This is a genomic window from Paenibacillus sp. FSL R5-0928 (genome assembly GCF_037970385.1).
GTDB classification, from domain to species: Bacteria; Bacillota; Bacilli; order Paenibacillales; family Paenibacillaceae; genus Paenibacillus_AQ; species Paenibacillus_AQ odorifer.
Window position 1 is genome coordinate 7038858 of sequence record NZ_CP150225.1, and the last position, 24805, is coordinate 7063662.

General features: G+C 42.8%; 23 protein-coding genes and 1 riboswitch. Of the genes, 10 read left to right on the plus strand and 13 right to left on the minus strand.

Annotation, left to right across the window (positions count from 1 at the left end; all coding sequences use genetic code 11):
- Positions 1-16: 16 nt before the first annotated feature.
- The 4 genes from MKZ16_RS31900 to MKZ16_RS31915 all read left to right on the plus strand — a co-directional run bounded on the left by MKZ16_RS31900 (position 17) and on the right by MKZ16_RS31915 (position 3459).
- Positions 17-604 (plus strand): class I SAM-dependent methyltransferase, encoded by a 588-nt coding sequence (locus MKZ16_RS31900; protein ID WP_036682346.1) that lies wholly within the window; start codon positions 17-19, stop codon positions 602-604.
- Between the two features lie 224 nt (positions 605-828).
- Entirely contained in the window at positions 829-1371 is a 543-nt protein-coding gene (locus tag MKZ16_RS31905; RefSeq protein ID WP_235219471.1) for a sigma-70 family RNA polymerase sigma factor, read from the plus strand.
- A complete protein-coding gene (locus MKZ16_RS31910; protein WP_036682348.1) occupies positions 1364-2530 on the plus strand; it encodes a DUF4179 domain-containing protein in 1167 nt (388 codons plus the stop codon). Before MKZ16_RS31905 ends, MKZ16_RS31910 begins: the two co-directional genes overlap by 8 nt.
- 23 nt (positions 2531-2553) lie before the next feature.
- Complete coding sequence (locus tag MKZ16_RS31915) at positions 2554-3459, plus strand: DUF5643 domain-containing protein (RefSeq protein WP_076105122.1); 906 nt, start codon at positions 2554-2556, stop codon at positions 3457-3459.
- 87 nt (positions 3460-3546) lie between these two features.
- Here MKZ16_RS31915 and MKZ16_RS31920 read toward each other — a convergent pair whose 3' ends face one another.
- From MKZ16_RS31920 to MKZ16_RS31935, 4 genes are all read right to left on the minus strand, one after another.
- Positions 3547-4710: a HAMP domain-containing sensor histidine kinase gene (locus tag MKZ16_RS31920; RefSeq protein WP_339815200.1), complete on the minus strand. Its 1164-nt coding sequence runs from the start codon at positions 4708-4710 to the stop codon at positions 3547-3549.
- A gap of 375 nt (positions 4711-5085) precedes the next feature.
- Positions 5086-6468 carry an amino acid permease gene (locus MKZ16_RS31925; protein ID WP_036682353.1) on the minus strand — a complete coding sequence of 461 codons (1383 nt, stop codon included), beginning with the start codon at positions 6466-6468 and terminating at the stop codon, positions 5086-5088.
- A gap of 147 nt (positions 6469-6615) precedes the next feature.
- A riboswitch (glycine riboswitch) is annotated at positions 6616-6698 on the minus strand.
- Positions 6699-6942: 244 nt separating this feature from the next.
- Positions 6943-7650: a DNA alkylation repair protein gene (locus MKZ16_RS31930; RefSeq protein WP_076105124.1), complete on the minus strand. Its 708-nt coding sequence runs from the start codon at positions 7648-7650 to the stop codon at positions 6943-6945.
- 70 nt (positions 7651-7720) lie between these two features.
- The gene (locus tag MKZ16_RS31935) at positions 7721-8275 is read right to left on the minus strand and encodes a TetR-like C-terminal domain-containing protein (RefSeq protein ID WP_076105125.1); all 555 of its coding nucleotides are present in this window, start codon (positions 8273-8275) and stop codon (positions 7721-7723) included.
- 166 nt (positions 8276-8441) lie between these two features.
- Here MKZ16_RS31935 and MKZ16_RS31940 point away from each other — a divergent pair, with 166 nt between their 5' ends.
- The 3 genes from MKZ16_RS31940 to MKZ16_RS31950 all read left to right on the plus strand — a co-directional run bounded on the left by MKZ16_RS31940 (position 8442) and on the right by MKZ16_RS31950 (position 11555).
- On the plus strand, positions 8442-9917 hold the full coding sequence (locus MKZ16_RS31940) for a DHA2 family efflux MFS transporter permease subunit (protein WP_076105126.1): 1476 nt from the start codon (positions 8442-8444) through the stop codon (positions 9915-9917).
- A 267-nt stretch (positions 9918-10184) separates the two neighbouring features.
- Positions 10185-10760, plus strand: coding sequence for a C39 family peptidase (locus tag MKZ16_RS31945; RefSeq protein WP_076105127.1), 576 nt, complete (start codon positions 10185-10187; stop codon positions 10758-10760).
- A 135-nt stretch (positions 10761-10895) separates the two neighbouring features.
- A complete protein-coding gene (locus MKZ16_RS31950; RefSeq protein WP_076105128.1) occupies positions 10896-11555 on the plus strand; it encodes a hypothetical protein in 660 nt (219 codons plus the stop codon).
- 153 nt (positions 11556-11708) lie between these two features.
- On the opposite strand, the gene MKZ16_RS31955 is transcribed toward MKZ16_RS31950, so the two are convergent.
- On the minus strand, positions 11709-12257 hold the full coding sequence (locus tag MKZ16_RS31955; RefSeq protein WP_076105129.1) for a pyridoxamine 5'-phosphate oxidase family protein: 549 nt from the start codon (positions 12255-12257) through the stop codon (positions 11709-11711).
- Between the two features lie 153 nt (positions 12258-12410).
- Between MKZ16_RS31955 and MKZ16_RS31960 the strand changes: the two genes are divergently transcribed.
- Positions 12411-13841, plus strand: coding sequence for a PLP-dependent aminotransferase family protein (locus MKZ16_RS31960; protein ID WP_076105130.1), 1431 nt, complete (start codon positions 12411-12413; stop codon positions 13839-13841).
- A 26-nt stretch (positions 13842-13867) separates the two neighbouring features.
- Here the strand turns inward: MKZ16_RS31960 and MKZ16_RS31965 are convergent, their stop codons facing one another.
- Both MKZ16_RS31965 and MKZ16_RS31970 read right to left on the minus strand, forming a co-directional pair.
- A complete protein-coding gene (locus MKZ16_RS31965; protein WP_036682367.1) occupies positions 13868-14641 on the minus strand; it encodes an ABC transporter permease in 774 nt (257 codons plus the stop codon).
- Positions 14619-15602 carry an ABC transporter ATP-binding protein gene (locus MKZ16_RS31970; protein ID WP_036682369.1) on the minus strand — a complete coding sequence of 328 codons (984 nt, stop codon included), beginning with the start codon at positions 15600-15602 and terminating at the stop codon, positions 14619-14621. Before MKZ16_RS31970 ends, MKZ16_RS31965 begins: the two co-directional genes overlap by 23 nt.
- Positions 15603-15848: 246 nt before the next feature.
- Between MKZ16_RS31970 and MKZ16_RS31975 the strand changes: the two genes are divergently transcribed.
- The gene (locus MKZ16_RS31975; protein WP_076105131.1) at positions 15849-16208 is read left to right on the plus strand and encodes a hypothetical protein; all 360 of its coding nucleotides are present in this window, start codon (positions 15849-15851) and stop codon (positions 16206-16208) included.
- A gap of 83 nt (positions 16209-16291) precedes the next feature.
- Positions 16292-16537 carry a hypothetical protein gene (locus MKZ16_RS31980; RefSeq protein WP_339815203.1) on the plus strand — a complete coding sequence of 82 codons (246 nt, stop codon included), beginning with the start codon at positions 16292-16294 and terminating at the stop codon, positions 16535-16537.
- Positions 16538-16758: 221 nt separating this feature from the next.
- Here MKZ16_RS31980 and MKZ16_RS31985 read toward each other — a convergent pair whose 3' ends face one another.
- The 6 genes from MKZ16_RS31985 to MKZ16_RS32010 form a co-directional block, all read right to left on the minus strand.
- Entirely contained in the window at positions 16759-18123 is a 1365-nt protein-coding gene (locus MKZ16_RS31985) for an MATE family efflux transporter (protein ID WP_076105133.1), read from the minus strand.
- A gap of 75 nt (positions 18124-18198) precedes the next feature.
- The gene (locus MKZ16_RS31990; protein ID WP_036682374.1) at positions 18199-18858 is read right to left on the minus strand and encodes a dihydrofolate reductase family protein; all 660 of its coding nucleotides are present in this window, start codon (positions 18856-18858) and stop codon (positions 18199-18201) included.
- A 20-nt stretch (positions 18859-18878) separates the two neighbouring features.
- Positions 18879-20015 carry an extracellular solute-binding protein gene (locus MKZ16_RS31995; protein WP_076105134.1) on the minus strand — a complete coding sequence of 379 codons (1137 nt, stop codon included), beginning with the start codon at positions 20013-20015 and terminating at the stop codon, positions 18879-18881.
- Between the two features lie 15 nt (positions 20016-20030).
- The gene (locus MKZ16_RS32000; RefSeq protein ID WP_081393398.1) at positions 20031-21971 is read right to left on the minus strand and encodes an alpha-amylase; all 1941 of its coding nucleotides are present in this window, start codon (positions 21969-21971) and stop codon (positions 20031-20033) included.
- Between the two features lie 36 nt (positions 21972-22007).
- Positions 22008-23078 (minus strand): alcohol dehydrogenase catalytic domain-containing protein, encoded by a 1071-nt coding sequence (locus MKZ16_RS32005; RefSeq protein WP_339815205.1) that lies wholly within the window; start codon positions 23076-23078, stop codon positions 22008-22010.
- 241 nt (positions 23079-23319) lie between these two features.
- Positions 23320-24702 (minus strand): SMI1/KNR4 family protein, encoded by a 1383-nt coding sequence (locus MKZ16_RS32010; RefSeq protein ID WP_076105136.1) that lies wholly within the window; start codon positions 24700-24702, stop codon positions 23320-23322.
- Between the last annotated feature and the right edge of the window lie 103 nt (positions 24703-24805).

Below are 24805 nucleotides of genomic sequence, written 5' to 3' on the forward strand. Positions count from 1 at the left end.
AGCAGATGAAGAAGGAATGATCGTATTGATTGTGATTCAAGCCATCGCTTGGCTCATCGCCTTCGCAGCCTTGTTATCCATGGTGTCGATTGTGCTGGTGAGCTGGAGGAACGGGATATCGCCGATGCCTACGTCAAAATCTGTACGCTCGGCTGTTGCCGTTGAGGTGAATCGGATTCCGGGATATAGCAGCATTGTGGAGGCGGGATCGGGTTGGGGAACACTTGGTATGGATGTTATTCGCCAATGTCCAGGCAAAAGGCTGACAGGCATTGAAAATTCCAGTATTCCCTTATGGGCATCCCAGCTGCTTACTAGGTTCGGCACACGTATGCTGCGAGCAGCCAAAGGCCAGAATCTGCTCCACGGAAGGCTCCGTTATGTACGTGGGGATATTTATAGCAGTTCTTACGAGCATGCGGATATTGTTCTTTGTTACTTATTTCCCGGAGCGATGAAACGGCTGGCGGAAAAGTTCAAGCGTGAGCTACTGCCGGGTGCGGTGGTTATTAGCATTTGTTTTGCCCTTCCAGGCATGCAGCCTGTCCGTACCATAACATGCACGGACACACTGCGTACCAAGGTATATGTATACACTTTTTAATTCAGGATTACCCCACTACTTCTTTTCAGTTAAGGTGGTAATTCTGGATTTTTTTCAGTTTATCCACTTGAAACTCCCCTTGCCAAAAACAATGAATTGCACGGACTTTATACCACTACCGAGGTAAGTGATTTGTCCAGGAGAATGAATTTTATCCTAAATATAACTTTTTGTATGTCTTCTCCATCTAATTATACAGAGGGCCCTCAAGGAGGAAAAATCATTTGCTGGAAAACGAACTGGATATCAAAAAAGCGCAGAAAGGCGACCACGAGGCGTTTACCCGTCTTTTCAGGCAACTGGAATCCCAGTTGTACAGATTAGCCAAAACCATTCTGCTAAAAGATGAAGATTGCGCGGATGCTCTTCAGGAAACAACACTGAAGGTGTATAAAGGGTTGGCCAACCTTAAGCAGCCTAAGTTTTTCAAAACCTGGGTTATACGCATCCTGATTAATGAATGCAATCAGTTACTTCGTATGCGAGAACGAACTATAGCTGTGGCGGAAATTCCCGAGGAACCGGTCGTTTCCTATGTGCATTTTGAAGATTCAGGCAACGTAGACCTGCAAAGCTTCATTAATCAGTTGGACGAATCCCTGCGGCTTGCTATCGTGCTTTTTTATTATGACGATTTATCCATTAAGCAGATTGCAGATGTGCTCGACATCTCCGAGGGAGCGGTCAGGGCACGACTCCATCGCGCACGGAGATTGTTGTCCAAACAGATACATCCTGTGCCGGAGGAGGGTCTTGCTAATGAATAATAACAATTTAGAAAAGCAGATCAGGGAGCTAGGGAAAGCTAATATACAGGAGCTTCCTCCTTTACTACGATCACGGCAGGATTCGATTTATGCATCGCTGGCCACCATTGTCCAGGATCCTGTGGAAAAGGAAAAGAAAAAGAAAAAGCGGATATATCCAAAAATCACAGCTGCTGTGACTGCGGCGATATTGTTAAGTGTTATGCTAACGGCTATCTATCCGCCTACGTTGGCCAATGCGCTCAAGCAGCTTCCCTTGATAGGTGGTATTTTTGAACGGGCAGATGATATAGGATTACAAGCGGCCCAGCGTCTGGGACTGACTTCCCGTCTAAACAGCAGTGATACGCATGAAGGGATCACCTTGTCTGCCGAAGAGGCTGTATTTGATGGCAGCCGGTTGGCATTCTCGGTGAAGCGTGAGGGAGAAGAACTGGAAGGTAAGCTAGCCGGAGTAACGATTGGAGCGGATGGGAAGCCTTTTCTAGCGGAAGGTGCGATAACCTCTGCAGAAGTATTGATCGACGGGGCTTCCCTGGAGCAATTTTCAGAAGGTCTCTGGAAAGCTATGCCGTTTCTAAGCTGGATAGAAGGTGCTGAAAGCAACACAGCTATTTTTAGACTAGTGGATTCCTCGAATTCGGGGATCTCCAACAAACCTTTTCCTGATCGATTTGTATTGACCGTAACCCTTGACTTAAACGGTATTGATGAACCGTTTGTTCTCCAAATTCCTGCGCGGAAGGCTACGATTAATAAAATTTCCACACCTGATATACGCGCACAAGTTGGAGGATGGAGTTTGATCCTGAAAAAGCTGGAATATAGTCCATTAACGACACGCCTGTCGCTCATGCTGGAACAGGATACAGACGAAGATCATACAGCATTGAGTTTAGTGGGCTTTGAAGTAAAGGATCAACAAGGACAGGTGCTGAAAGATATTTCGCAGAAAGTCCTCTCGACTTCCAATAGGTCACTTAATGTCGATTTGCTTACTGAGCCATTTGAGAAACACCCTAATATGCTCACAATCCGTGGCTATCTTTATGAGTTTGAGAACCCACAAAGTAAGAATGGAGCATTTAAAACAGACAGTTCTGGAAACCCAGTGAAGCATTATATTGACGGTCTAGAGATAAACGTGCTAGTTAAATAAAAATTAAGGAGCTTGATAATATCATGAAAAAAATGACTAAGAAGATGTCTGTAATTTTAAGTGCTGCTGTATGCCTAGGAGCGTTGGGAATGCCAGCTTTAACTCAAGCATCCAGTGCCCAACCCGCTGTTGAAGCTTCCCTGAATACAACAAAAGTCGCCGATTCACACGATCAGCTTACTTTAAAGGGCAGTGCACAGTTTGACGGTAATTATATTAAGATCGACCTGAGCCGTCAGGGATCGCTATTTTCAGGAATGCTCGCAGGAGTAACCTTAAATGATAAAGGCGAACCCTATCTTGCAGAAGGTACTATTGTGGGAATAGACGCCAAGCTCGCTCAACCAGGAGGCATCGATTTAAAAACACCACGCTGGATCAGTGACGGAGATGCCAACAAGGCGGTTGTTGTATTGCAGACCGGATGGCTAACCGAGCAACAAAAGGCAAGCCTGGCTTCCTCTGAATTGAGTATCTATGTGAAGCTTAACGGAATCGAAAACCCGTATGTACTTAAATTTTCCCTCAAGCAAGCAGGATTAGTGCGTAATATTCAGCTGCCTGCTATAAAGAATGACAACCAATTTGAAATCAAAACCACCCGTGTTGCTGCGGGAGAGACTTCTGTGCGTATCGCTTTAGCGGTTAAAGGGGTTGCCACCCAAGGCCAGGCTTTAGGATATGACATTTATGATAATCTGGGCAATAAATTAGAATCTATTGCAAGAGATTCTGTTGCAGCAACTCAAAATACGGTTTCTGAAGATTTATTGTTCGAAGCGCCTCGCTCAGCCGCTGAATATCTAGTTATCAGACCTTATCAAGCCGTATTTGAAAAAGGCAACACCGGGGCTTATAAATTAGATGCCAAAGGCAATGTAGTTAAAAATTATAACAAGCAACTGGAGATCAAAATCCCTCTAAAATAATCGTTAACGCAGCTAGGAAAAGGGGATTACCTCTCCAGCCGAAGGCTTGAGGTAATCCCCTTTGTTCAATTGAAAGAAGGCTCATTATTACTGATCATTTATAGCTAAAAAGCGGATAGTAGCTGTTGTCCCCTTACCTTCAGAGCTACTATAATAAATTTCCCCGCCGTATTTTTCTACGATATTAAAGCAAATCATTAATCCTAACCCTGTTCCATTACTTTTTAATGAATAAAAAGGAGTGCCAAGCGACTTAACCTCAGCTTCCGACATCCCGCTTCCTTCATCGATGATTGTTATCTCAATAAAATTATTGTTCCTATTCGCCATAATAGAGACAGATTTACCAACTTCCGAAGCCTCTAAAGCATTTTTTATTATATTAATAAGCAGCTGCTTAAATTCAATTTTATTAATAGAAATCATGCAATCTTCTTCTACGTAGGTAACGATTTGATTATCAGATAACATTGCGTAGGAATGGAGCAATCCTGTAACACTTTCAAGTACATCCTTCACATCTACTTTTTCTAATTTTTGCTCTCCATTTGGCTTTGAAAGGGTTAGAAATTGCGAGATAATCTGTTCTACTGTGTTTAATTCATCAATCATTAATTTAAATTTTCTTTTCATAGGATCATCAAATGAAGGATCCTCATCAAAAAACTGCAAAAAACCTCTAACCACTGTCACTGGATTTCTAATTTCGTGCGCAACGGCAGCTGTTAATTGTCCAACCATCTTTAAACGCTCAGATTGCTGTAATTGTTCATAATAAAGCTGCTGTTTTTTCATCCGTTTAAATGATATTTGAAAAATGAAAAATAATAACACTTGAACCGCTATTATATTAATGAAATTGCCTAGCATATCATAATGTAAATATGTATATAAATCCCCTCTATCAATCAAGAGGATATAGTCAAATGTAATTACCATTAGTACCCCATTTATAATGAAGGAAAAATAGAACAATTTTAAATCAAAAAATAGAATAGACAGTGCAGGAATAAGACAAATGAGGATATAGGTAGTCCATGTTTGAGGATATAAAAAGAATAGCGTATAAAAATACGCAAATCCAAATAGAATGATAATCTTTCTAAAAGTATGTGTCTCATGCTTAGGGTAAATCCATAAACAAACCGTTAGAAACGCCACACATAAAAAATGAATGATATAACCAAAATCAATCCCATCTAACTCTAGGGTAGATAGTATCAATCCAAACATCATAAGAACGATGATCATTAACATTAATATGTAATAGGTTTTTCGATTCACCCGACTGTAGAACTCTCTCATGAATTCACCACTTTTAAATTGATTTTACCATTACGATAGTTATCTTACTTGTAAACTTATTGTCGAAATAAGAATTATATCAGTTGAAATAGTAATAAACAATAACTGAAAAAAACTGTAAACTCGATGATATTATAGTTTGTAAAAAATTAAAAAACCGGGAGATACCATTTTAACAGTATCTTCCGGTTTTCTGTTTAACTTTGCATATTCTTTAAGCAAACGTCCATGTAGGAACGCTTGAAACCGGCAAGGGCTCCCTTCCCAGTCGCGGTTGAATATAACCACGGCTTCTGCGCCGGTTAAAGCTTTCCTCATAAACTAGAGAGGTGTTTCGGTCCTGATTATTTTATTATCTCTTTCCCTCTTTCTTCTATTTATCGAATACAAAACAAATAATAAAATAAACCATAAAGGCGTCAACAATAATGCCGGACGAGTTTCATCAGCAAACAACATAATTATGAGTATGATTGCAAACAAGGCTAGAACAACATAATTCACAAAAGGTGTGAACGGTGCCTTGAATTTTGATTTGGCCTGCAATTCCGGCTTCGTCTTTTTATATCGCAAATGGCAAATTAGAACGACGCCCCAAACCCAGATGAAACAAATGGCACTAATCGTTGTCACGATGCCAAAGGCCGTCTCCGGAATCAGCTTACTCAACAAAGCCCCTACAGATAAGACAAGCGTGGATATGAATAAAGCATTACTTGGCACATGATTTTTATTAAGCTTTGCAAAGTTGGCTGGAGCCTGGTCATTTCTGCTTAGATTGTATAGAATCCGGCTTGTTGAGAACATCCCGCTGTTACAAGCGGAAGCAGCTGAAGTTAATACAACGAAATTAATAACCCCCGCGGCAATCGGAATCCCCACTAAACTAAATGTTTTAACAAAAGGACTTTCTGCCGGGTTTAGTTCTGTCCAAGCGTTGATGCATAATAAGGCAATAATAGCACCCACGTAGAAAAATAGAATTCGCAAAGGTATTTTATTAATCGCCGATGGGATAGTTTTTTCTGGATTGGATGTTTCCGCTGCTGATACCCCCACCAATTCCACACCCACAAAAGCAAACACAACCATTTGAAATGAAAGTAAGAACCCGGAAATCCCGTTTGGAAATACTCCCCCATGTGCCCAAATATTACTGAGCGCAACCGTTCCGGTAGTTGTTTTGAATCCAATCACCAGTAAAACTACCCCTATGGCAATTAACGCGAGAATAGTGATTACCTTAATTAAAGCAAACCAAAATTCCAATTCGCCAAAGCTTTTTACAGTTAATAAATTGAGTCCTAATAAAATAATTAAACAAATGACTGCGGGTATCCATTGCGGGATATCAAACCAATATTGTACATAGACCCCAACAGCTATAATATCGGCCATAGCCGTCATGATCCAGCAAAACCAATAGGTCCATCCAGTTACAAACGCCGCCCGCGGTCCAAGATAATCTTCGGCAATGTCTGTAAAAGATTGATAACCTGCTTTTGACAACAGAAGTTCTCCCAATGCCCTCATCACAAAGAAAATAGCGATACCCACGATTAAATAAGCAAAAATGATCGATGGTCCTGCCAGCTGTATAGCTTTTCCAGATCCTAGAAATAATCCGGTACCGATGGTTCCACCAATCGCAATGAGCTGAACATGTCGATTCTCTAAATCTCTCTTTAATTCTTGTGCTGCCATTTCGAACTCCCCCTTATGTGAAAAAAATAACAAGTAAAAATGATAACAAAAAAGAGATTGGATACGCTCCAATCTCTTAGGTATAAGAATAATAAATAAAATACATTTATTTATTCTGACGATGATCAGAATAACAAATGAATTATCTAGTACTCTTCTGTCCTTTTGCCTGAGATTGTGAACCCTTCGGCGCCGGGGGATTCCCCCACGGTCTCTCCAGAAGCTGCTCCTGCTATAGTGTGATCCATAGCAATCATAGCTTGCGAATTATTTAATTTTTATGTCGCTAACTTCATTTTTAATATTTTTCAATACTAATCATTGTCAAATATTTTGTCAATAACATTAATTACCGCTTTATTATTGTTCCATTAACTTTTATTGCACACAATTAAGGGCTTGTCAGCCAAGCCGCCAATTCTTCTGTCTGCAGGCACAACCTTCAATACGCTCTCCTTAGCACTCCATGACTGACTAACACCTTACATGTTTTCGTTTGAAGCCCAGCTGCGATTTATCAACTGCCTTTTGAATATTAATTGAAGCATTCAAAATCTTGCTTTTTGCACTACTGGTATGGACTTCCACCGGGCCAACTTCCTTTGCAATCTCAACCGCTTTATCATGAAGCGGCAGATAGGATACGCCCACAGTGTAAATGAAATTGTTCATTGCGTATTTCGTTCGCTCAGGAGCATCATGAATCGTATTTTTAGCAAGCTCCAACATAGCGGCTAATTTTTCTGCGGAAAATTCACTGTCCGGGCGATTTCCGAGCAGCCAGCAGTAACAGTTCCAGCCCGCCGACATTTTCAGCTCTATCTCACTTGCAATCCATTTATCAGAAACCTCTTGCGCAATATCCGTCTCCGCCAACGTTACTGCCACCACAAAGTCCGATAGCATATAGAAATAAGCCCCAGCAATCCACCGCTCAAAATCCGACTCGGTCATTGCTTTAGGCTCCGCGATCACCCCGGCAAAATACATAGCGTCGTAATTTCCCGTAGCATAAAGCTGCTCGGCCAAGGGTTGATTGTGTTTTATTTTTCTGAAGATAGGCTTCATCTGGCCTGTGGCCACACCAAAAAGCGGTTCGTGCGCGCCATTGGATAGATATATTTTCTTGGTGCGTTCCTTGCCGAGAGCTTCAAGCTCTTGCATGACCGTTTCTAAATCCATTGTTCGCACTTCCTTTTTAATGAATATTGGCTAGGGACTCAAACTTTACTTGAATATATCATAAAAACCCTTATAAATACCTTCTTTTATACATCAGGGTAATTTGCCCCGCTATGTATTCAGCGCTATATTGGTTGCCATCCTTAATCCACCACATAATAATCCCCAGTAGTGAGGCTGCAATAATATCAACGGAGACTACCTCCTTAGTAGAGTCAATGTTCCTCATGTTTCTTCGTTTTTCGACAGTACTTTTTAACAGGTTGGTCAAATGTTTTTTGAAGCCTTTATGCTCAATCAATACAGCAAAAACTTTCCGGTATTCATAAAAATAATTTAAAAAGGTGACCAGCTGCTCCTGTTCGTTGTTGCTCTTCATTTGTAATAGCGGTTCAACCTTCATGGATAGGTCATCGAAGATTTCATGTACGATCTGCCGCAATAAATCGTTAATATCCTCATAATGCAAATAAAACGTTGCGCGATTTAGTTCCGCACGGTTGGCGATTTTTTGGACGGTCAATTGCGAAACCTCCACATTATCGGCCAATAATGAAAATACAGCGTTCTTAAGCATCTTTTTTGAACGAATAGCTCGTGGGTCAACTCTTTTATGTTCAGTCATTTCATCCCTCTATTATCGTTAAAATGGCCTTTCATCAACTAATTTGCCTATTCTGTCGATTAGTCGACATTTTCAATAAAATTGCAAATAGGAATACTATATAAATCCTGATATGATTTATTTTATTGACACTATGTCGAAAAAGCAATGAAGAGAGGACTGCAACATGCAAGAAGACACTAAGAAAATAAATAAAGGGATCTTACTAACCATCTTAATCTTTGGTTGTTTCTTATCCACACTCAATCAGACGCTTTTAAATGTCGCCTTAAGTAGTCTGATGGATGTTTTTGATGTCACGGCAACAACCGTACAATGGATTTCAACAGGATTTATGCTGATCAACGGGATTTTGATTCCGATTACGGCCTATTTAATGAAACGTTTTACAACACGGCAATTATTTATAAGTGCCATGTCATTTTTATTAATCGGTTCTATACTTTGTGCAGCAGCGCCGAGCTTTAGTCTACTCTTAATCGGACGGATGATCCAAGCTGCCGGTGCTGGCATTATAATGCCGCTCATGATGAGTGTTGTGCTCGCGATCTTCCCCGTTGAAAAACGTGGCAGCGCTATGGGACTGCTTGGGCTGGCGATGATATTCGCTCCTGCTATTGGGCCGACCCTTGCGGGATTTGTTGTCGAATACCACTCTTGGCGCTGGTTATTTATCGGCCTCATCCCACTAGTCATCATTGTTATAGCGTTGGCGTTCAAGTATTTAGTGAATGTATCTGAGACGTCTAAGTCGAAGCTTGATGTGGTAAGTGTTCTTTTATCAACCGTCGGATTCGGCTTAATTTTATACGGCTTCAGTAGTGCAGGAAGTAAAGGCTGGGATGATGTAATCGTGATCCTAACTCTAGGGATTGGGGTCGTGGTAACAGCCGTATTCTGTCTTCGACAAATCAAATCGGATGATCCACTGCTAAACCTGTCGGTCTTCAAAAATAAAGTGTTTACGATGACATCTCTTATTAACGTATTAATCACAATGATGATGTACGCAGATATGATCTTATTGCCTATTTATCTGCAGAATGGTCGCGGGTTTACAGCATTTGATGCAGGACTACTATTGTTGCCGGGCGCACTCGTAAATGCGTTCATGTCACCCGTCACCGGTAAATTATACGACCGTTTCGGTGCGAAACCGCTGTTCATCATTGGCCTATTGTTTATTATTCCATCTATGTGGGCGGTAACAGATTTATCTGAATCGACCACGTATACTTATCTAATGATTCGTACCATAGGTCTGCGAATTGGATTAAGCTTCATTACTATGCCACTCAATACAGCCGGACTAAATGCGTTGCCCAAACAACTCGGCACTCATGGTACAGCTGTGAATAATACCGTTCGCCAAATTGCCGGGGCCATTGGTACTGCTGTCGTAATTACAATTTATACAGTGCAGGCAACCAGTCATGCAACTACACTGATGCAGAATAATCCCTCCGCTACTCCTGAGATCTTTAAATCCCTTACATCGATTCTTGGGGCAAGTGACGCCTACTACTTCATGATGATTTTATCCATTGCCGCATTTGTTATAACATTATTTATGCCCACGAAAAACAAGCTCATGATTGAAAAGAAAGCAAACCTAGTTAGCAAAGAAGAACCTCCGTTGTAACTAGTAATTGCAGTGTATATGAAGAAAAGCCATTCCTTAGCGGAGTGGCTTTTGTTATGAATGGCTTGCTTTGGATCATTGGAGCACGTATTCCTACGAGCATCAATATTTCCTTATCCATATCAGTATCCCCCTCTCCATATCAAATGTGTAGAATCTATTATAAAAACGAAAAAACATTTAAACTTTACACATAAGTTAATATATGGTATTTTAATAGTGTTATTAAAAGGAATATTAATCCATAATAAGGAGCTGATTCCATTCATGAAACTATCTTTAAAAAAGAGATTGATGCTTGTTGGAACCTTTGTTTCAGTCTTTCTTTTTTCTTTTGTTTCCCAAGCATATGCGACTAATTTAATTGGCTACCCTACAGCTACACAAGCTAAGAATAATTGGTGCTGGGCTGCGACTAGCGTTACCATACTTCAATATTACGGAATCTCTGTAAGCCAATGTTCTTTTTATGATCATGTGAAGGGAACCTCCGGCTGTACAACAGACGAGAGTGAATCTTATGGAACTGTTCAAGAAGGCATTCATGATTATGGTGTCTCCAGTTGGAATCATACAGGAGCACTATCTTACAGCGATGTAAAAAACCAGATTGATAATGTTGGCAGTCCTATATATGTAAGCTGGAAATGGAATAGTGCTACCGGTGGCGGGCACGCAGTAGTTATCTATGGGTACGACACATATAGTGGAAATGATTGGATTCAACACATGAACCCGAGTGGGGGCACAAAAACCTCCATGTTATACACCAACATTAAAGGTGGCTCCAGCTACGATAGAACCTGGAGATGGGGACTTCATGGCTTCAACAAATATATTTAAGGAGGGCTTCCCATTAAGAAAACGCTGCTGTTAACTGTAACTTCATTCGTTTTATTTCTGACTTTTTTCTCACCTGTATGGGCTCAGACCGTAACTGAAGATGTTGTTTCTTTTGCAAATACAGAAGGATTAACATTGATTAAAGAAGGGTTATCTAAAGATCCTGAAGGGTATGGTTACAAGAATGAAGCAGAGATTAGTGAAATTACCGTAGGTCAAGGAATGCAGATTCATTTTATTGATGGTGCTAAGCTTAGGGCGGCTTCCGATAGTCTGATTGAAACGGTCACACCCCAAGACAACTGGGAGTTTCTTATTTTATCGGGCGGAATACCCAAATCTAAAATGATCATTCAAAAGGATTCAAACGGGTCCTATCAAGTTACTGAGTTTGGAGGAAATCCTAATACTTTGGCCTATGCTATTCATTCACTAGAAGCTGAGGGTGAAGTGAGTGAGCCTACACTTATCCGTGAGCGGGACGAATATATAGCTGCCTTCAAGAAAGACAATCAGGAACTAATCATCGCCCCACAACAAGCCTCATCAGCAGAAACAAAAGGACTAAGCAATATTTCGGAGCCTCAAGCACCCGGGCATTTAATTGATGTGTTACAAACGATGCAAAACGATTCTTCCGATGACGAGCAGGATGGGTCGGGAACCATTGCTTCCGCATATTATGCGGACGATAATAATCATCTAACAAGGTCTATCACCATTAGCGCCATTATTGCTCTAGTAGCGGTATTTGTGTTCTGGGCCTATCTCAGAAGACGTAAACAACCTAAATAAATGTAAAAATAAGTAGGCCGCCCTCCTTCATTGGATTGCGGCCTACTTTGATAGATAGTACCTCTAAAAAGCCTCCCTCTCCCCATATGATTAGGACATAAAGGCTGCCAAAGACCTCGTTAGCATAACACCATTTGTAATGGTATCTTGCGGCTAAACATCTCGTCCAGTACCCATGCCCCTTTTATACATTTTTTCTGCTTCAATAGGACTTTCTTTTGCCGTGATATGATGCGGAATTACCCGATAAACTTGAACCGGACCGCCAAATACAGCCGATCTATACTTTTCCACATGCTGCTTGGACAAGGGGCGATTATAATAACCCGGTACGTATTTATTGATCAATTCCTGAAGTACGTGTGTGGCTTCATCCAAATCTGAAATCGGTTCTGCTTGTCCAAAAATCATTACGCTCATATAAGCTGTATCCGTTTTGGCTGGTACCGGGTCTGTAATAGTTCCGTATTCCTCACATACCGTAAAACATACCTCCGGATTATCACGCATGACCTGATTACGTCTTCCATCTCCAGCCCCGTGAATATACAGTTTCCCTTCAGTCCATACATAATTAAGTGGCACAACATAAGGGAGGTTCCCATCAACCAACCCCAGATAACCTAATCTCGTTTGGTGAAGGAACCTTTCAATCTTCTCTTGATCTAAGCATTCCCTGGTCTTGTAACGAACCGAATTCATATCGAATCTCTCCTTTTATTTAAATTGCGGATACCAGCGTTGTTACGGTAGTATATCAATGAATGGATTGTATTAAAATATCCAAAATTCGCTGTTTAGAGCAATCCATAATTCGTTTTTTATGATTGGAGTTTCTATTTGGAGGTATGTACGATGATGAAAGTAATTCGCAATGATAAGAGACCAATCTGGCAGCAATTGCTTGATCAAGCGATTCATAATATTACTAGCGGAGTCTGGGCACCAGGAGAATTACTGATTCCTACCCGCGAACTTGCGCACATCGTAGGTGTCTCCCGCTCAACTATACAGATCGTCTATGAGGAATTGTTAAGTCGAGGTTATACAGTTACCTCCCGCCGGGGAGGGACGCGAGTTAGTACGTGGAAGCAAGTCACTATGTCCACGAAGGAAATAGAAACAGAGGGCCCCACACCTCCGTCACTCTCCTTGCTAGACTCAGCTGTTGATCAATTACATGACTGGTTCAGAGGTAAAGAACAGCTAGAAGTGGATATTGATTTCAGTCCCCATGAACCCTATTTGGATGAACAATTTCAAAAAAACTGGCGGCAATCGCTGCTCCAGGCATCCGCTGAAATGGATTTATCAAGCTGGGCTTACGGTAACTGCTACGGGTACACACCATTACGTGAGCAAATACAGCGTTATTTATCACTTGAACGGGGCATACATGTCCAAACCAATCAGATTCTGTTGACCTCAGGAGCTCAGCATAGTATTGACTTAATCGCACAGTCACTTTTAGCTGATGGGGACACTGTCTCAGTAGAGGATCCAGGTTTCCCAGCTGCTTGGATGGCAATGAGATACCGCCGTATGAATGTGGTACCCATTCCCGTTGATGAGTATGGTCTAGTGGTTGAGCATATTCACCCGCAATCCAAGCTGGTCTTTGCCACCCCTTCCCACCAGTGCGCAGTAGGGGTCGTTATGTCGGAGCCCCGCCGGCAACAATTGCTGCATAAGGCCGTTCAAGAACGGTTTTGGATCATTGAAGACGATTATGATAGTGAATTTCGATATCGCGGGGAGCCGCTGCCAACGCTGTTTAGTCAGGCATCTAATAATACTTTGTACCTCATGAGTTTCTCTAAAATGATTGCACCAGGCATTCGTATTTCGGCTATTGTTGGATCAGTCGAGGCGATTGCTCAGCTAGCGAAGGTGCAGGAGCTGACTTACCGTCATCTTCCGATTATGGATCAGCTAACACTAACCCACTTCATTAAAAATGGTCATTTTATGCGCCATATGCGAAGAGTCAGAAATGTGTACCGTCGAAGACACGAGGTCATGGCAAAAGCTATTATGGCTAGCGGCTTAGGGGAGCGCTTCACGCTCAGTGGAGTAGAAACTGGATTACATATGTTATTAGAAGCTGAGGAAACATTCGACGAAGAAGCTGTGACAAAGTTAGCCCTACAACATGGAATACGTGTGTACCCTCTTGGACCCTATTGTTTGGATAGCAAAAGAAAAGGATGGGTATTAGGGTTTGCAAAAGTAAATGAGGCAGCGATTGAGCAGGGCATTCATCGTCTTGCGGAGCTGATCCTATAAAATCATCTCCGCAAGCCTTTGTATCGCTAGTATTGCCCTAAAAGACCTTTTTTGATGGCTATTTTCTCGCAGCGATCAAACACAACGAGCCCTAAAATCAAATATACCAGCGAATTTAAAAATAGTACGCCATAATCTGATAAAGGCAATTGTGTTAACGTCAGATTCTCTAGCATCACTGTTCTTACCATATTCACTCCTTTGACGAAAGGAGCAAAAGCTAGAAACGGTGCTACAGTTAACGGAACAAACACTAGTCCCATCAAAACAAACTGAAAAATCTGTAAAAACGCTTGTATTTGTTTCACGATAATAGCTAAACCAGCAATCATAAAACTAACGCCTACCATACTTATCATAGTAACTACAATAATCGGGATCGTTGTCATGGGGTTAAGACTCAACCACTGTCCGGAGGTTAACATCGCACCAAAGAGTAAGAGGATCATAACAACAGACTGTAAGCCCAATTGACTGATGATCCGTGTGAGCATGATTTTCCAAACCCCCATGGGAGACATATATAACTGTTCTAATGTTCCACGCGTAGCTTCAGTGATTACCGAATAACCAATAAAGTTCATCGTCATCATAGTTAAGCTCCAAAAGACCACACTTACGATTGAATATTGAACATTCATATCAAAACTGGCCGGATCACCTATGAACATAATTCCAAAAAATGCCCCCAGAAATATAATATAAAAAGTGGCTACTAACGCAATAGTGTTTGGTAGATATCGTTTCATTTCAATATATTCCTTACGAAAGTTAGCATTAAATAAATGGAGCCATTTCATGAGTCTTCCCCCCTTTTACAATCTGAATAAACACTTGTTCAAAATCAATAGTTATACGATCAATACTCTCCACCATGGTTCCTTCCTCTTTCAAAAGATCGAACAACTCGTAGATATCTTGACCCTGCTCTAAATTCACTTCTACGATGTTTTCATGGGAGCTTACTTTATAAGTGCTTAAAGGGAATCTACTCAACAGTTTATTCTCCTGCTTTAGGCTTAATCTCTCACCCAATTTAATGGAATAGGCCCTTGTTTCAAATAACTTAAGCAAATTCTCCACCTTGTCATCAATCACAACTTCACCTTTATTAATAATAATGGCCCGGTCACACAACTCCTGAACGACGGGCATATCATGTGAACTAATAATGATCGTGCGTTTTTCTTCCCTAACGATCGTTTTTAGAATGTTACGCAGTTCATAACTTACCTCAACATCCAAACCAAGTGTTGGCTCATCCAGCAAGATGACATCCGTATTAGCTAAAAGGGCTACAGCGATGGCTAGCTTTTGTTGCATGCCCCGGGACAATCCATTGACAAGCTCATGCTCCTTCTCTTTAAGGTTGAATTGCTCTAATAATTTATCGGTTTGATTGGAAACATGCTTCCGAGAATACCCCCGGTTGCCCGCGAAATATTCTAGATTCTCCCGAACGGTAAGACGCCAATATAAATTTCGATTCCCCTCTAATACAGCACTAATATGCTCTAAAGCTTTGAGTCTCTTCTTGCAAATATCTAAGCCATTAATAGATATAGAACCCGCATCCGATTCTAACAAACCACAGAGCATTTTTATGGTTGAAGTTTTGCCAGCCCCATTAGGCCCTAATAAACCGAGCACCTCTCCACGATTCACATGAAAAGAAACATCACGAACGGCATGGATCTTCTCCTTCGTTTTTCTTTTCACGTACACTTTGCTAATACCCCGTACTTCAATAATTTTTTCCACCTTATAACCATCCTCTCCTGTACGATATAAAGGGTGATTCCATTGTTAAATTCATTTTATTTAAGTATCTAGTTTTAGATAACTGGCTTCAGATGGATACTCTCTCGGTCTAAGGAATGAGATTTAGGTAGGGGTTGTGTTTATACACTTGTAGATTATGAAAACATTGAAACTTCACATATAAGTGAATATATGGTATTTTTCAGCTACTAGAAATATTTTTTAGGGGGGCTTCCCATTAAGAAAATGCTGCTGTTAACCGTAGCTTCATTCTTATTATTTCTGAGTATTTCCTCACCTGCATGGGCTCAGGCCGTAGCTGAAGATGTTGTTTCTTTTGCGAGTACAGAAGGATTAACATTGATTAAAGAAGGGTTGTCCAAGGATCCTGAAGGATACGGATACGCCAATGATGCGGAGATTAGTGAAATTACTATAGGCGAAGGAATGCAAATTTATTTTATTGATGGCGCTAAGCTTAAGCAGGCTTCCAATAGTCTGATTGAAACGGTCATCCCCCAAGAGATCTGGGAGTTTCTTGTTTTATCGAGCGGAGTACCCAAATCGAAAATGATCATTCAATCCGTGAGCGGGATGAATATATAGCTGCCTTCAAGAAAGACAATCAGGAACTAATCATTGCTCCACAACAAGCCTCAGCTGCAGAATCAAAAGGGTTACCCAGTAATTTGGAGCCTCATACACCAGAACATTTAATAGAGGTATTGCAGACGATGCAGAACGACTCTTCCGATGACGAGCAGGATGGGTCGGGAACCCTTGCTTCCGCTTATTATGCGGACGATAATAATCACCTAACAAGGTCTATCACCATTAGCGCCATTATTGCTCTAGTAGCGGTATTTTTGATATGGGCATATCTCAGAAGACGTAAGTTTCTAAGTTCCTTTAAAGATCGTTTAAAGATTTACTAAATTTTCAGTTTACCCGTAACTTCATATTGCCGTTGACCAGTAAAAAAAGTAACTAGTGCTTTAAAACGTAGTGGTTAAGATATTTGGCAGTTAACAACTGGATATTTAAAAAACAATGCAAAAGGCACTACCTTGAGGCAGTACCTCTTGCATTGTTAAGTGAAGAGATATCCAATTTAGGGGGAGATTAATCCTCCGCATCGATTCAATCAGGTCGTATGTTACATAGCTTTTTCAGCCAGATCGCTAACTAAATTTCTCATCCACTTACGGGAGTAAATCCGGGCGTAGCCGATGCCAAAGCGGACAACCTCCTCCAGCGAGATGACGAGATACACAAGGTAGACAGGTTGCTTCCAAATGTATGACAGCAACAGCCCGGATGGGACTCCTATCAGCCACGTTGCGGTAGACTCCATGCCGAATACGAACTTGCTGTCTCCTCCGCTGTTTAGTATACCGCCGGCTATAATCATATTGGATACTTTGACCCAAAGAAATCCAGCAAACACGATAACGATATACATGCTCATTTGTTTAGCGTCCTCGGAGATATTGAACGCAGAGACATACAGCTTCGAGCCTGCCGCAATGATAACCCCGACGATCAGAGAGATAATGATGCCTAGACGAATGAACCTTTTCGCATGATCGAGTGCGATATCAGATTCATTCGCACCCAAACGGTTGCCGACCATTACCCCTGCTGCACTAGCCAGACCCGATAATAGGCCAATGCAAAGACCCTGAAGTGGGAAGGTAATGGTCATCGCAGTCATTTCCATCGTCCCCATACGGCTATAAATGATCGCATATGCTGTTTCGCCCAATACCCAGATTAATTCAGTCAGTAGCAGCGGATAGGTCGTTCCAAAAAACTTGCGAATGAGCGGTTTAGGAACAATGAATAAGTTCTTTAACCCGACAGCTCCCGGTAAACGATACCGGTACACGGCACCAATGATCAACAAGCATTCGAAGACCCTAGAGATAAGAGTAGCAATGGCAGCGCCCTTCAGACCAAGCGCAGGAGCACCGAAATGACCGTAAATAAGTACGTAATTCAGTATAATATTCAAGCCAACTGCAATTAGACTTACATACATCGGCCATTTGGCATGGCCAGTACTGCGTAAAATCGCGGAATACATCATCGTGAGCATGACAGGCACAAAACCGATCGACATTATCTGGAGAAAGATATACCCCTCATCTATTACATTCACGTCTGTAGTGAATAGGCTCAGAAAGAGCGGCGAATCGATAAAGACAGCCGCAGAGAACAGGAACGAGAACGCAAAGCCAGTGATCAGTCCGAGACCCAGTACTTGAGAGACGCTTTTGGAATCTTTATTTCCCCAAAACTGGGCTGCATATATGGATACACCCGTCGATAAACCGGCCAAGACAACCGCGATGATCCCGTATATTTTGGTCGACATCCCCACCGAGGCAATTGCCACATCTCCCAGCTGCCCAACCATCAATTGATCCGTCAAATTAAGCAATGCCATCAGCAAGCTTTGAAGCGTAACGGGCACAGCGATTTTATACACACTTTTGTAGAAATCTTCTTTCTCTGACATGTATCGTTCACAACCCCCATATTCTCGATTTTTCCAGAACTTATAGCCATTCGCAGTCTATGACTTAGTTTGAGGTTAGATCACCTTTTTGTAGCGCATGAGCGTGTAGTTATCTTTTGGTTGAATTTCTACAACCTTGAACTTTTTCGCAAAGTTCAATTGCTGATACCCGTCTCCATCCACTAAAGTAATGTTTGTGGAGCCGCCTATGATGATTGGAAGCTGCATTAGAATAATCTCATCGACGATATCCTGATTGAAAATATGCCAGTTTAAGAATCCGCCGCCTTCGACCATCAGACTGGTAATCCCATAGTTCTCCTCCAACTGACGTTCAAGCTCCACAAAATCTACTTTATCCTCGCCGCAGATAAGGCACTCCTTTCCTCTTTGCCGGATCTGTTTGATTTTTTCTTCATCCCGTCCTTTCTCAGTCGTGACAATAATCGTCTTCCCTTGGTCCGAGAGTACATTGCAATCTAGCGGAATATCCAAGGTAGTTGTCGGAATGATACGGATTGGATTTTTATTTTCCTCATACCGATTAGTAAGGAAGGGATTGTCCGTCAAAATTGTATTTTTGCCGACCATAATTCCCTGCACCTTCCCCCGGAATAGATGAATAAATTCCATATCCTCACTGGAAAATAAAGAAAAAAGCTCTTTACTCGAATTACCAGCGCCCATAGTGAGCTTTCCATCAATAGAAATTTGGCTGAATATCGTTGTTTTCATTTGGCTCTCCCCATCTCTAATTAGCTTTTAAATGCGCCCCAAGAGGCTTGAATAGTCTGTTCTATTTTGTTCAATGCTTGTTCAGGATTGCTCAAGGGCAGCTCGATAAGACCCGCATTTAACGCCTCCCATACATGGATCATGAAGGGATAAGTCGGCATCGGCCGTGAGTGATCCAAAAGCGATAAAATCATCTTTTTGTTAGGCGCAGCAGAGGCAGCTAGACGGTTCAGCACCTCTTCCTGGGCCGGAATCCGCTGTACACCCAGCGTCCACATAGTTTGGCATTCGTCACTCAGCATAAAGCGCGTGAATGATAAAATATCTTCCCGCTCCTCGGACGTTAATGAATGATTAGGGTAGATCAGGCCAATAGAAGAAGACATGGATAATGATTGCCGCCCTTCGATGATCGGAAGCTGGCAAACCGCAAGCCTATTGTTCATATGTTTATCTAGATGGTTATAAATCCACTCGCCACAAATAATGGCGCCGATCTTACCGTCAATGAACTGCTCAAGCAGTCCTGTAGAGCCGTCGAGACTAACGAGCACGCCTTGATCCATCTTGTCGCTAATAAACTGAAGCGCCTGCTTCATTTCAGAGGTGACGATATTCGGCTTTCCATTCTGTACAGGCCAGCCGCCGAAAGCTGTGAGGAACGGAATAAACCAATAGCCTTGCTGTAAGTCTGCTCCAATCGGTACGATACCTTGGGCGGATAACCTTTCTGCTGCCTCTTCGAACACGTCCCATGTCGTCGGCGCACTAGAGTAAATCAACGGGTTGTAATACACAACCAGATGATTACCCCGCAATACAGGGATACCATACTGAACACCATTCATTTGCATCGTTGAAAGGGCTCCCTCAGTCAGCGTATCGTCAAATAGCCCGCCCGGTACTTCGGAGTAAAGACCGTTCTCCACATAGGAGGACATGTCAGCAGGAACCATCGCCAGATGCGGACCTTGCTGGGTGTCCTTAATTTGGTTCAGGCGCGCAGTCAGCTCCGTAATATTCATCACTTGTGGTGTAATTTGTACGCCGAAGCGCTCTGTATACAGCTTACAAATTCCCTCCAGCACCTCAATCGAGGTATCTCCCGGACCATCAAACTCATGCCATACCACGACTTCCTTATTGTTCTTTTCCATTGCAGCCTCTCTCCCTTACCTAAATTGTCTATGATTGTTTACGAGCACTAAAGCCTGATTAGGCGCAAGCAGCAAGCAATCGAACGCCTGACCTACGCTGCTACCCGTTAAGGAACTATCCAGTGTTACCGTCATTGGGCATCGGCCAGGTACGGCAACCTTCAAATCAACTTGGCAGAAAGCATCAGCACTCAAGTTAAAGCAGCACAGCAGCGTTTCATCCCCTTGCATATACCCGTACAGAACAATACCTTCCGGGGATTGAGCCACGAAAAAGTTTTCCGGCTTCACTAGGTGGCGCCAATCTTTCTTGAGTTCACTTAGCTCCGCCAACAGCGGCAGCATCGGTGTAGGATTGGTCCAATTAATTTGCATAACGTTAAAAAAAGCTCGGGAAATCTCCTCTCCGTTCGTGTTGTCTCCAAGACCACAGTTGAGCGGCTGCTCCTCATTCATTTCATAACCCGTCGTCACGTATGGAATTGCGTTCGGAAGAAATTGATTAAATACCGCGATCATCCGAGCAACCTCTACACCACCACGGCTGGTGATCCGAGGAGTATCTGCTGTTTCTGCACAGGCAAATACATGAATATTCAACTCAGGCAGCTCTTCTAAGAATGAAATGAGATTCTCTTTAGTAATTTGTGTCATGACGTTCCATCCACTGCCAAGCATAATGTTATAGCCGGTGTTTGCTGCCTTCTTGTGGTTGCGATTGAACAAATCTTCGCTGATTAAGATCGCATTTGGATTCATCTCTTTAATCGTGTCAAAAATACGAGTCAACAACGGAATAGGTAGCACGTGTCCGATGTCGATGCGGAAGCCGTCAATCCCATATTTTTCGAGATTAACCCGTACTGCCTCCTCCAGAACATCCCACAGCTCCAGATTCGGCTCCTCTCCCGGGTAGTCATTGCATTTAATCGTATCAAAAAGGACATATGGCGCCTGATCCGGACTTATAAGATGTCTCACTTGCGGAGAGACATCCTGGTAGAGGCGTAAGAACGTAATGTCTGTCCAAATCGGCTGCACATCATTTATCCAATCCGAATGCGCTGGAGCAGTCGTTATCCCCATCTCTTGCTCTACCAAAGTTAATAGCTCATCTCCTGTTTTAGCAGCTCTCTCTTTCAAGTGCTGCCAAAGGATTGGATGGAGTTCATTGGGCGGTGGCGTGAACTTCCGCAGAAATACTGCTGTCTCCTGGCTGCGGTAGACCGTCTCCAGTTTGTCCGGCGTACACTCCTCAAAAAATCCAAGCTGGGGAATCGCGGGCGGCGCAAAGCCTTCTAATTCATCCATTTTGATCCAATACACCCATTCAGGATGTTCGGTAATGAACGCACTGTTTTTCGCCGTCACACGGGGAATGAAGTCAACAACAGTCTTAATATCAAGTAAATGACAAGCCTCTACCAAAGCGCTGAGCTCATCGTGGATCGTAAACTCCTCCATATCATCCAATAGGCTATCGTGCAGGTTCTCGTCCAAATGGAATAACGATTGCACTGCGTAAGGGGACCCAATATCCCCCTTCAGATTCAACTTGCTGTACTGGTTAACTGGAAGCATGTACAGAATATTGATGCCCATTTTCTTTAGCAGAGGCAGAAGAATAAAGAATCTTAAAAAAGTACCCGATTCAATTTTTCCGTCATGGTTGTAATCCCAAGCCGTAGAATAGCGAATAAGCGAAGAATAGATCGCGCTATCGTCCAGATTTGTGCGTTCCTTAAGCAGATATCTCCACGAAAGCCTGTCCAGATAATTCAAATGATCTGTCAAAAAATCATACGGGTGTACACAAATTTCACCCTCTTTTTCTAAGAGAACACGCTCATATTGGCACTCATTCCACACTGCGGGCATCCAAATTGGCTCTATGTCTTTGGCCTTTTGTGTAGACAAGTAATCTTTAATTAATCTGAATTTGCTATCATTGCTCATCAACAGTGCCACCTCTCATTGATTGTAGTCTTACGTTTAGGGAACAAAAACCGTCTTTACGGTTTCACTCCCAACCACCTTCAAAGAGTTCAATTCATAGCCGATCAACTCGTCTATCGCTGCTTCATGCTCACTGAGCTTAACTTTTCTAGTCACTAGTTTCTCCATTTCAGGAGTTTCAGCGGCAAACTGCAAAGCTTCCTCGAACATGTAGCGGTATTCACCTGCTGCTATAATTTTTATTGCATGCTGCACGAATTTAGTAGGGGAAAAGGTGTAGCGATACTTCGCATTAATTCCAAAAGGAACGATGCGGCCTCCACGTTCAATCCACTTTTCCGCCATTTCGAGTTGAGTGCCCACCGTATCGATAATCACATCAAACTTATGTCCCGCACAGATTTTGTCTACGGTAGCTTGATTTAATTGGGCAGGGGTTAAAGCAAAATCTGAGATCTCTCTGGCAAAAGCTAGCCGATAGGGATTAACTTCAGTCGCTACCGTGAGCGCAGATTTCGACTTGCTCACAATTTGGCTTAACAGTCCCATTGGACCCGATCCAAGAATGAGTACCTTGTCGTCTGCTGTGACATTGGCTTCTTTGAAATTGTGCAGTACACAGGCAAGCGGCTCAATCAAAACCCCCGTCTCCCAGCTCATATGATCGGGAAGACGGTGTGCAAACGTTTGTGCAGTTGAGTAAAAAAAAGTGAATGTCCCATTTCGATTCAAACCCGCAATAGGCATCCCATTTCCATCGATGCCCGTACAGAGGTGCGGCTGTTTCTTCAAGCAAAAATAGCATTCATCACAGCTTTGATTCGGATCGATAACTACGCGGTCGCCTACCTTAACACGGTCAACGTTGCTGCCGATTTGGATTACAGTCCCTACTGCCTCATGACCACGAATGACCCCTGGAACCCCCTCCTCTTTCCCAGTTATGACTGCTAAATCTGTTCCACATACACCTGTCATCTCAATCCGGATCTTGACTTCATCCGGTGCTGCAATCTGCGGCTCTTCCCATTCGCAAAGCTCCAGCTTATGATTAGATGTCCACACCAACGCTTCCATACTCATTCCCCTTTCTTTTTTGTTATCCATATTCGCCCAGAATATATCATAACTACCATGTAAAAGTAAGGTGAATGTTGTCGAAAAATGTTAATAATTACATTTATATATAAATACTTCACGAGTAAGCGCTTTAATTTCTTTCGCTTATTATGCGGAGTGCACTGTCTGAAACGGCAAGTTTAAGGGCCATCCTTTGTGGGATGACCCTTGAATACGATTGCGATCAACCGAGCTCCGTGCGGGAGAGTAGCCCCCGAATCAACGTCTCCTATTTTGTAGCTTCCGCTTCCAGCCGTGCAATGACCTCAGAGCGGGCTTGATCTGTGAAGCGAAGCACCCCGTTTTCCTGGACGATTAGCCCTTCCCGTATTCGCCCATCCAGCCAGTCGCTGATCCATCCCGGAGCGTATCCTCCTTGCCCGAACTCGCCGCCAAAAGCGATCATTTTCTCATATACATCCAGATATTGTTGACGGCTCGTATTTGGATAAGAGCTTGTGTACAGCCAGAACTGCACATCGTACATCAGAGTAGAAAGCTCATCCGCATGAAAGGAGAAGTGTCCCTTCTCTTCAACGATTCGGGTACAGACTTTACGGATCTTCTGCTCAAGCTGATCTACCTCAGACACATCACTGCACAGCTTCGCAAGCAAAGGTGAGAATTGGCCTACGGCTACTTTGCGCAAATCCTCCTCTTTATCTTCTTCAGAGGTGTCGTATTCCTCATCACTCACCAGGCCGCGTATAAACGTCTCGAAGTCTTGGGCCAGAAACGTAATCTCATAATTATCTTCCTGATCCACATGAATTACCTCGGGTTCGCCGTCCCTCCCGCAATTGCGGTAATCCAGCATCACGACATCATGGCCTGCCGAAGGGCAATCACAAATTACCACGCCGATGTCGGGATACCCCCACTCCTCAATCATGAACGGGCTGCCGAGATCGCCGCAGATGGAATAGCTTTTCTCGCGTCCGATGCCCATAATGCCCGTAATCGCAATATGATCCTCAGCCCATGAGGTCGCGTCCTCGGTCGGAAAACAAGTATTATAAGGCACTCCCCCATTGTGCTGCTTCATCAGACTGATATAAGAGGCAGGAAGCTTGTAACCCAGTTCTTCTTCTACAGAAGCAATCAGCTCATCCGTAGGCGGAGAAGAAACATATTCTTTTAGCGCATAATCGCTATCGTCCCAAAAGCCGGAGAGATCCATCCCGTCAAAAGGAGCTGCAGTCGTCCCCGAATCATTATGCTGTTCTCTGATTGCCCGTCTGGCTGCGGCGTCTTGTTCTTTGCGAAGCTTGCGCTGGCTGAATTTCAAAAACATGGCCGTGTTCTCATCATCCGGATCGAGGTCATGGGCAATACTCAGCACTCTCACCGCTTCCTCATATCGATTCAAATAATAGTAGGAATATCCCACACGAAAATGCCACAGATAATCATTCTGCCCTTGTTCCGCAATCATCGCGAAGTGTTCAAGGGCTTCTTCATAACATCCCACATTGTTATACGCTCTTGCCAGACTGCTGACTACCTCGTAATCTCTGTCCGCTGGAGGAATCTCCATCAGAGTGTCTACAATCTTCTGGTGTTCATCATCTTCATGCCACTGTGTCAGCTGTGCCACTAGTTCTTTGTCCATAGTCTACCTCCCCAAGCTTATAATTAAGTTACTAGAATATAGAGAAATATGGTTTTCCCTATTCTACCAGATGGGATGTAGGTATTGAAAATCGAAAAAGAGG

Excerpts from the sequence above, each read along its gene's own strand:
- MKZ16_RS31955 (WP_076105129.1), bottom strand. The coding sequence starts at position 12,257 with ATGAATTCGGTTCGTTACAAGACCAGGGAATGCTTAGATCAAGAGAAG.
- MKZ16_RS31930 (WP_076105124.1), bottom strand. The coding sequence starts at position 7,650 with ATGGATTTAGAAACGGTCATGCAAGAGCTTGAAGCTCTCGGCAAGGAA.
- MKZ16_RS31945 (WP_076105127.1), top strand. The coding sequence starts at position 10,185 with ATGAAACTATCTTTAAAAAAGAGATTGATGCTTGTTGGAACCTTTGTT.
- MKZ16_RS32005 (WP_339815205.1), bottom strand. The coding sequence starts at position 23,078 with ATGGATAACAAAAAAGAAAGGGGAATGAGTATGGAAGCGTTGGTGTGG.
- MKZ16_RS31975 (WP_076105131.1), top strand. The coding sequence starts at position 15,849 with ATGCTGCTGTTAACCGTAGCTTCATTCTTATTATTTCTGAGTATTTCC.
- MKZ16_RS31960 (WP_076105130.1), top strand. The coding sequence starts at position 12,411 with ATGATGAAAGTAATTCGCAATGATAAGAGACCAATCTGGCAGCAATTG.
- MKZ16_RS32010 (WP_076105136.1), bottom strand. The coding sequence starts at position 24,702 with ATGGACAAAGAACTAGTGGCACAGCTGACACAGTGGCATGAAGATGAT.
- MKZ16_RS31940 (WP_076105126.1), top strand. The coding sequence starts at position 8,442 with ATGCAAGAAGACACTAAGAAAATAAATAAAGGGATCTTACTAACCATC.
- MKZ16_RS31900 (WP_036682346.1), top strand. The coding sequence starts at position 17 with ATGATCGTATTGATTGTGATTCAAGCCATCGCTTGGCTCATCGCCTTC.
- MKZ16_RS31925 (WP_036682353.1), bottom strand. The coding sequence starts at position 6,468 with ATGGCAGCACAAGAATTAAAGAGAGATTTAGAGAATCGACATGTTCAG.
- MKZ16_RS31995 (WP_076105134.1), bottom strand. The coding sequence starts at position 20,015 with ATGGAAAAGAACAATAAGGAAGTCGTGGTATGGCATGAGTTTGATGGT.
- MKZ16_RS31935 (WP_076105125.1), bottom strand. The coding sequence starts at position 8,275 with ATGACTGAACATAAAAGAGTTGACCCACGAGCTATTCGTTCAAAAAAG.
- MKZ16_RS31990 (WP_036682374.1), bottom strand. The coding sequence starts at position 18,858 with ATGAAAACAACGATATTCAGCCAAATTTCTATTGATGGAAAGCTCACT.
- MKZ16_RS31985 (WP_076105133.1), bottom strand. The coding sequence starts at position 18,123 with ATGTCAGAGAAAGAAGATTTCTACAAAAGTGTGTATAAAATCGCTGTG.
- MKZ16_RS31920 (WP_339815200.1), bottom strand. The coding sequence starts at position 4,710 with ATGATCATCGTTCTTATGATGTTTGGATTGATACTATCTACCCTAGAG.
- MKZ16_RS32000 (WP_081393398.1), bottom strand. The coding sequence starts at position 21,971 with ATGAGCAATGATAGCAAATTCAGATTAATTAAAGATTACTTGTCTACA.
- MKZ16_RS31915 (WP_076105122.1), top strand. The coding sequence starts at position 2,554 with ATGAAAAAAATGACTAAGAAGATGTCTGTAATTTTAAGTGCTGCTGTA.
- MKZ16_RS31910 (WP_036682348.1), top strand. The coding sequence starts at position 1,364 with ATGAATAATAACAATTTAGAAAAGCAGATCAGGGAGCTAGGGAAAGCT.
- MKZ16_RS31965 (WP_036682367.1), bottom strand. The coding sequence starts at position 14,641 with ATGAAATGGCTCCATTTATTTAATGCTAACTTTCGTAAGGAATATATT.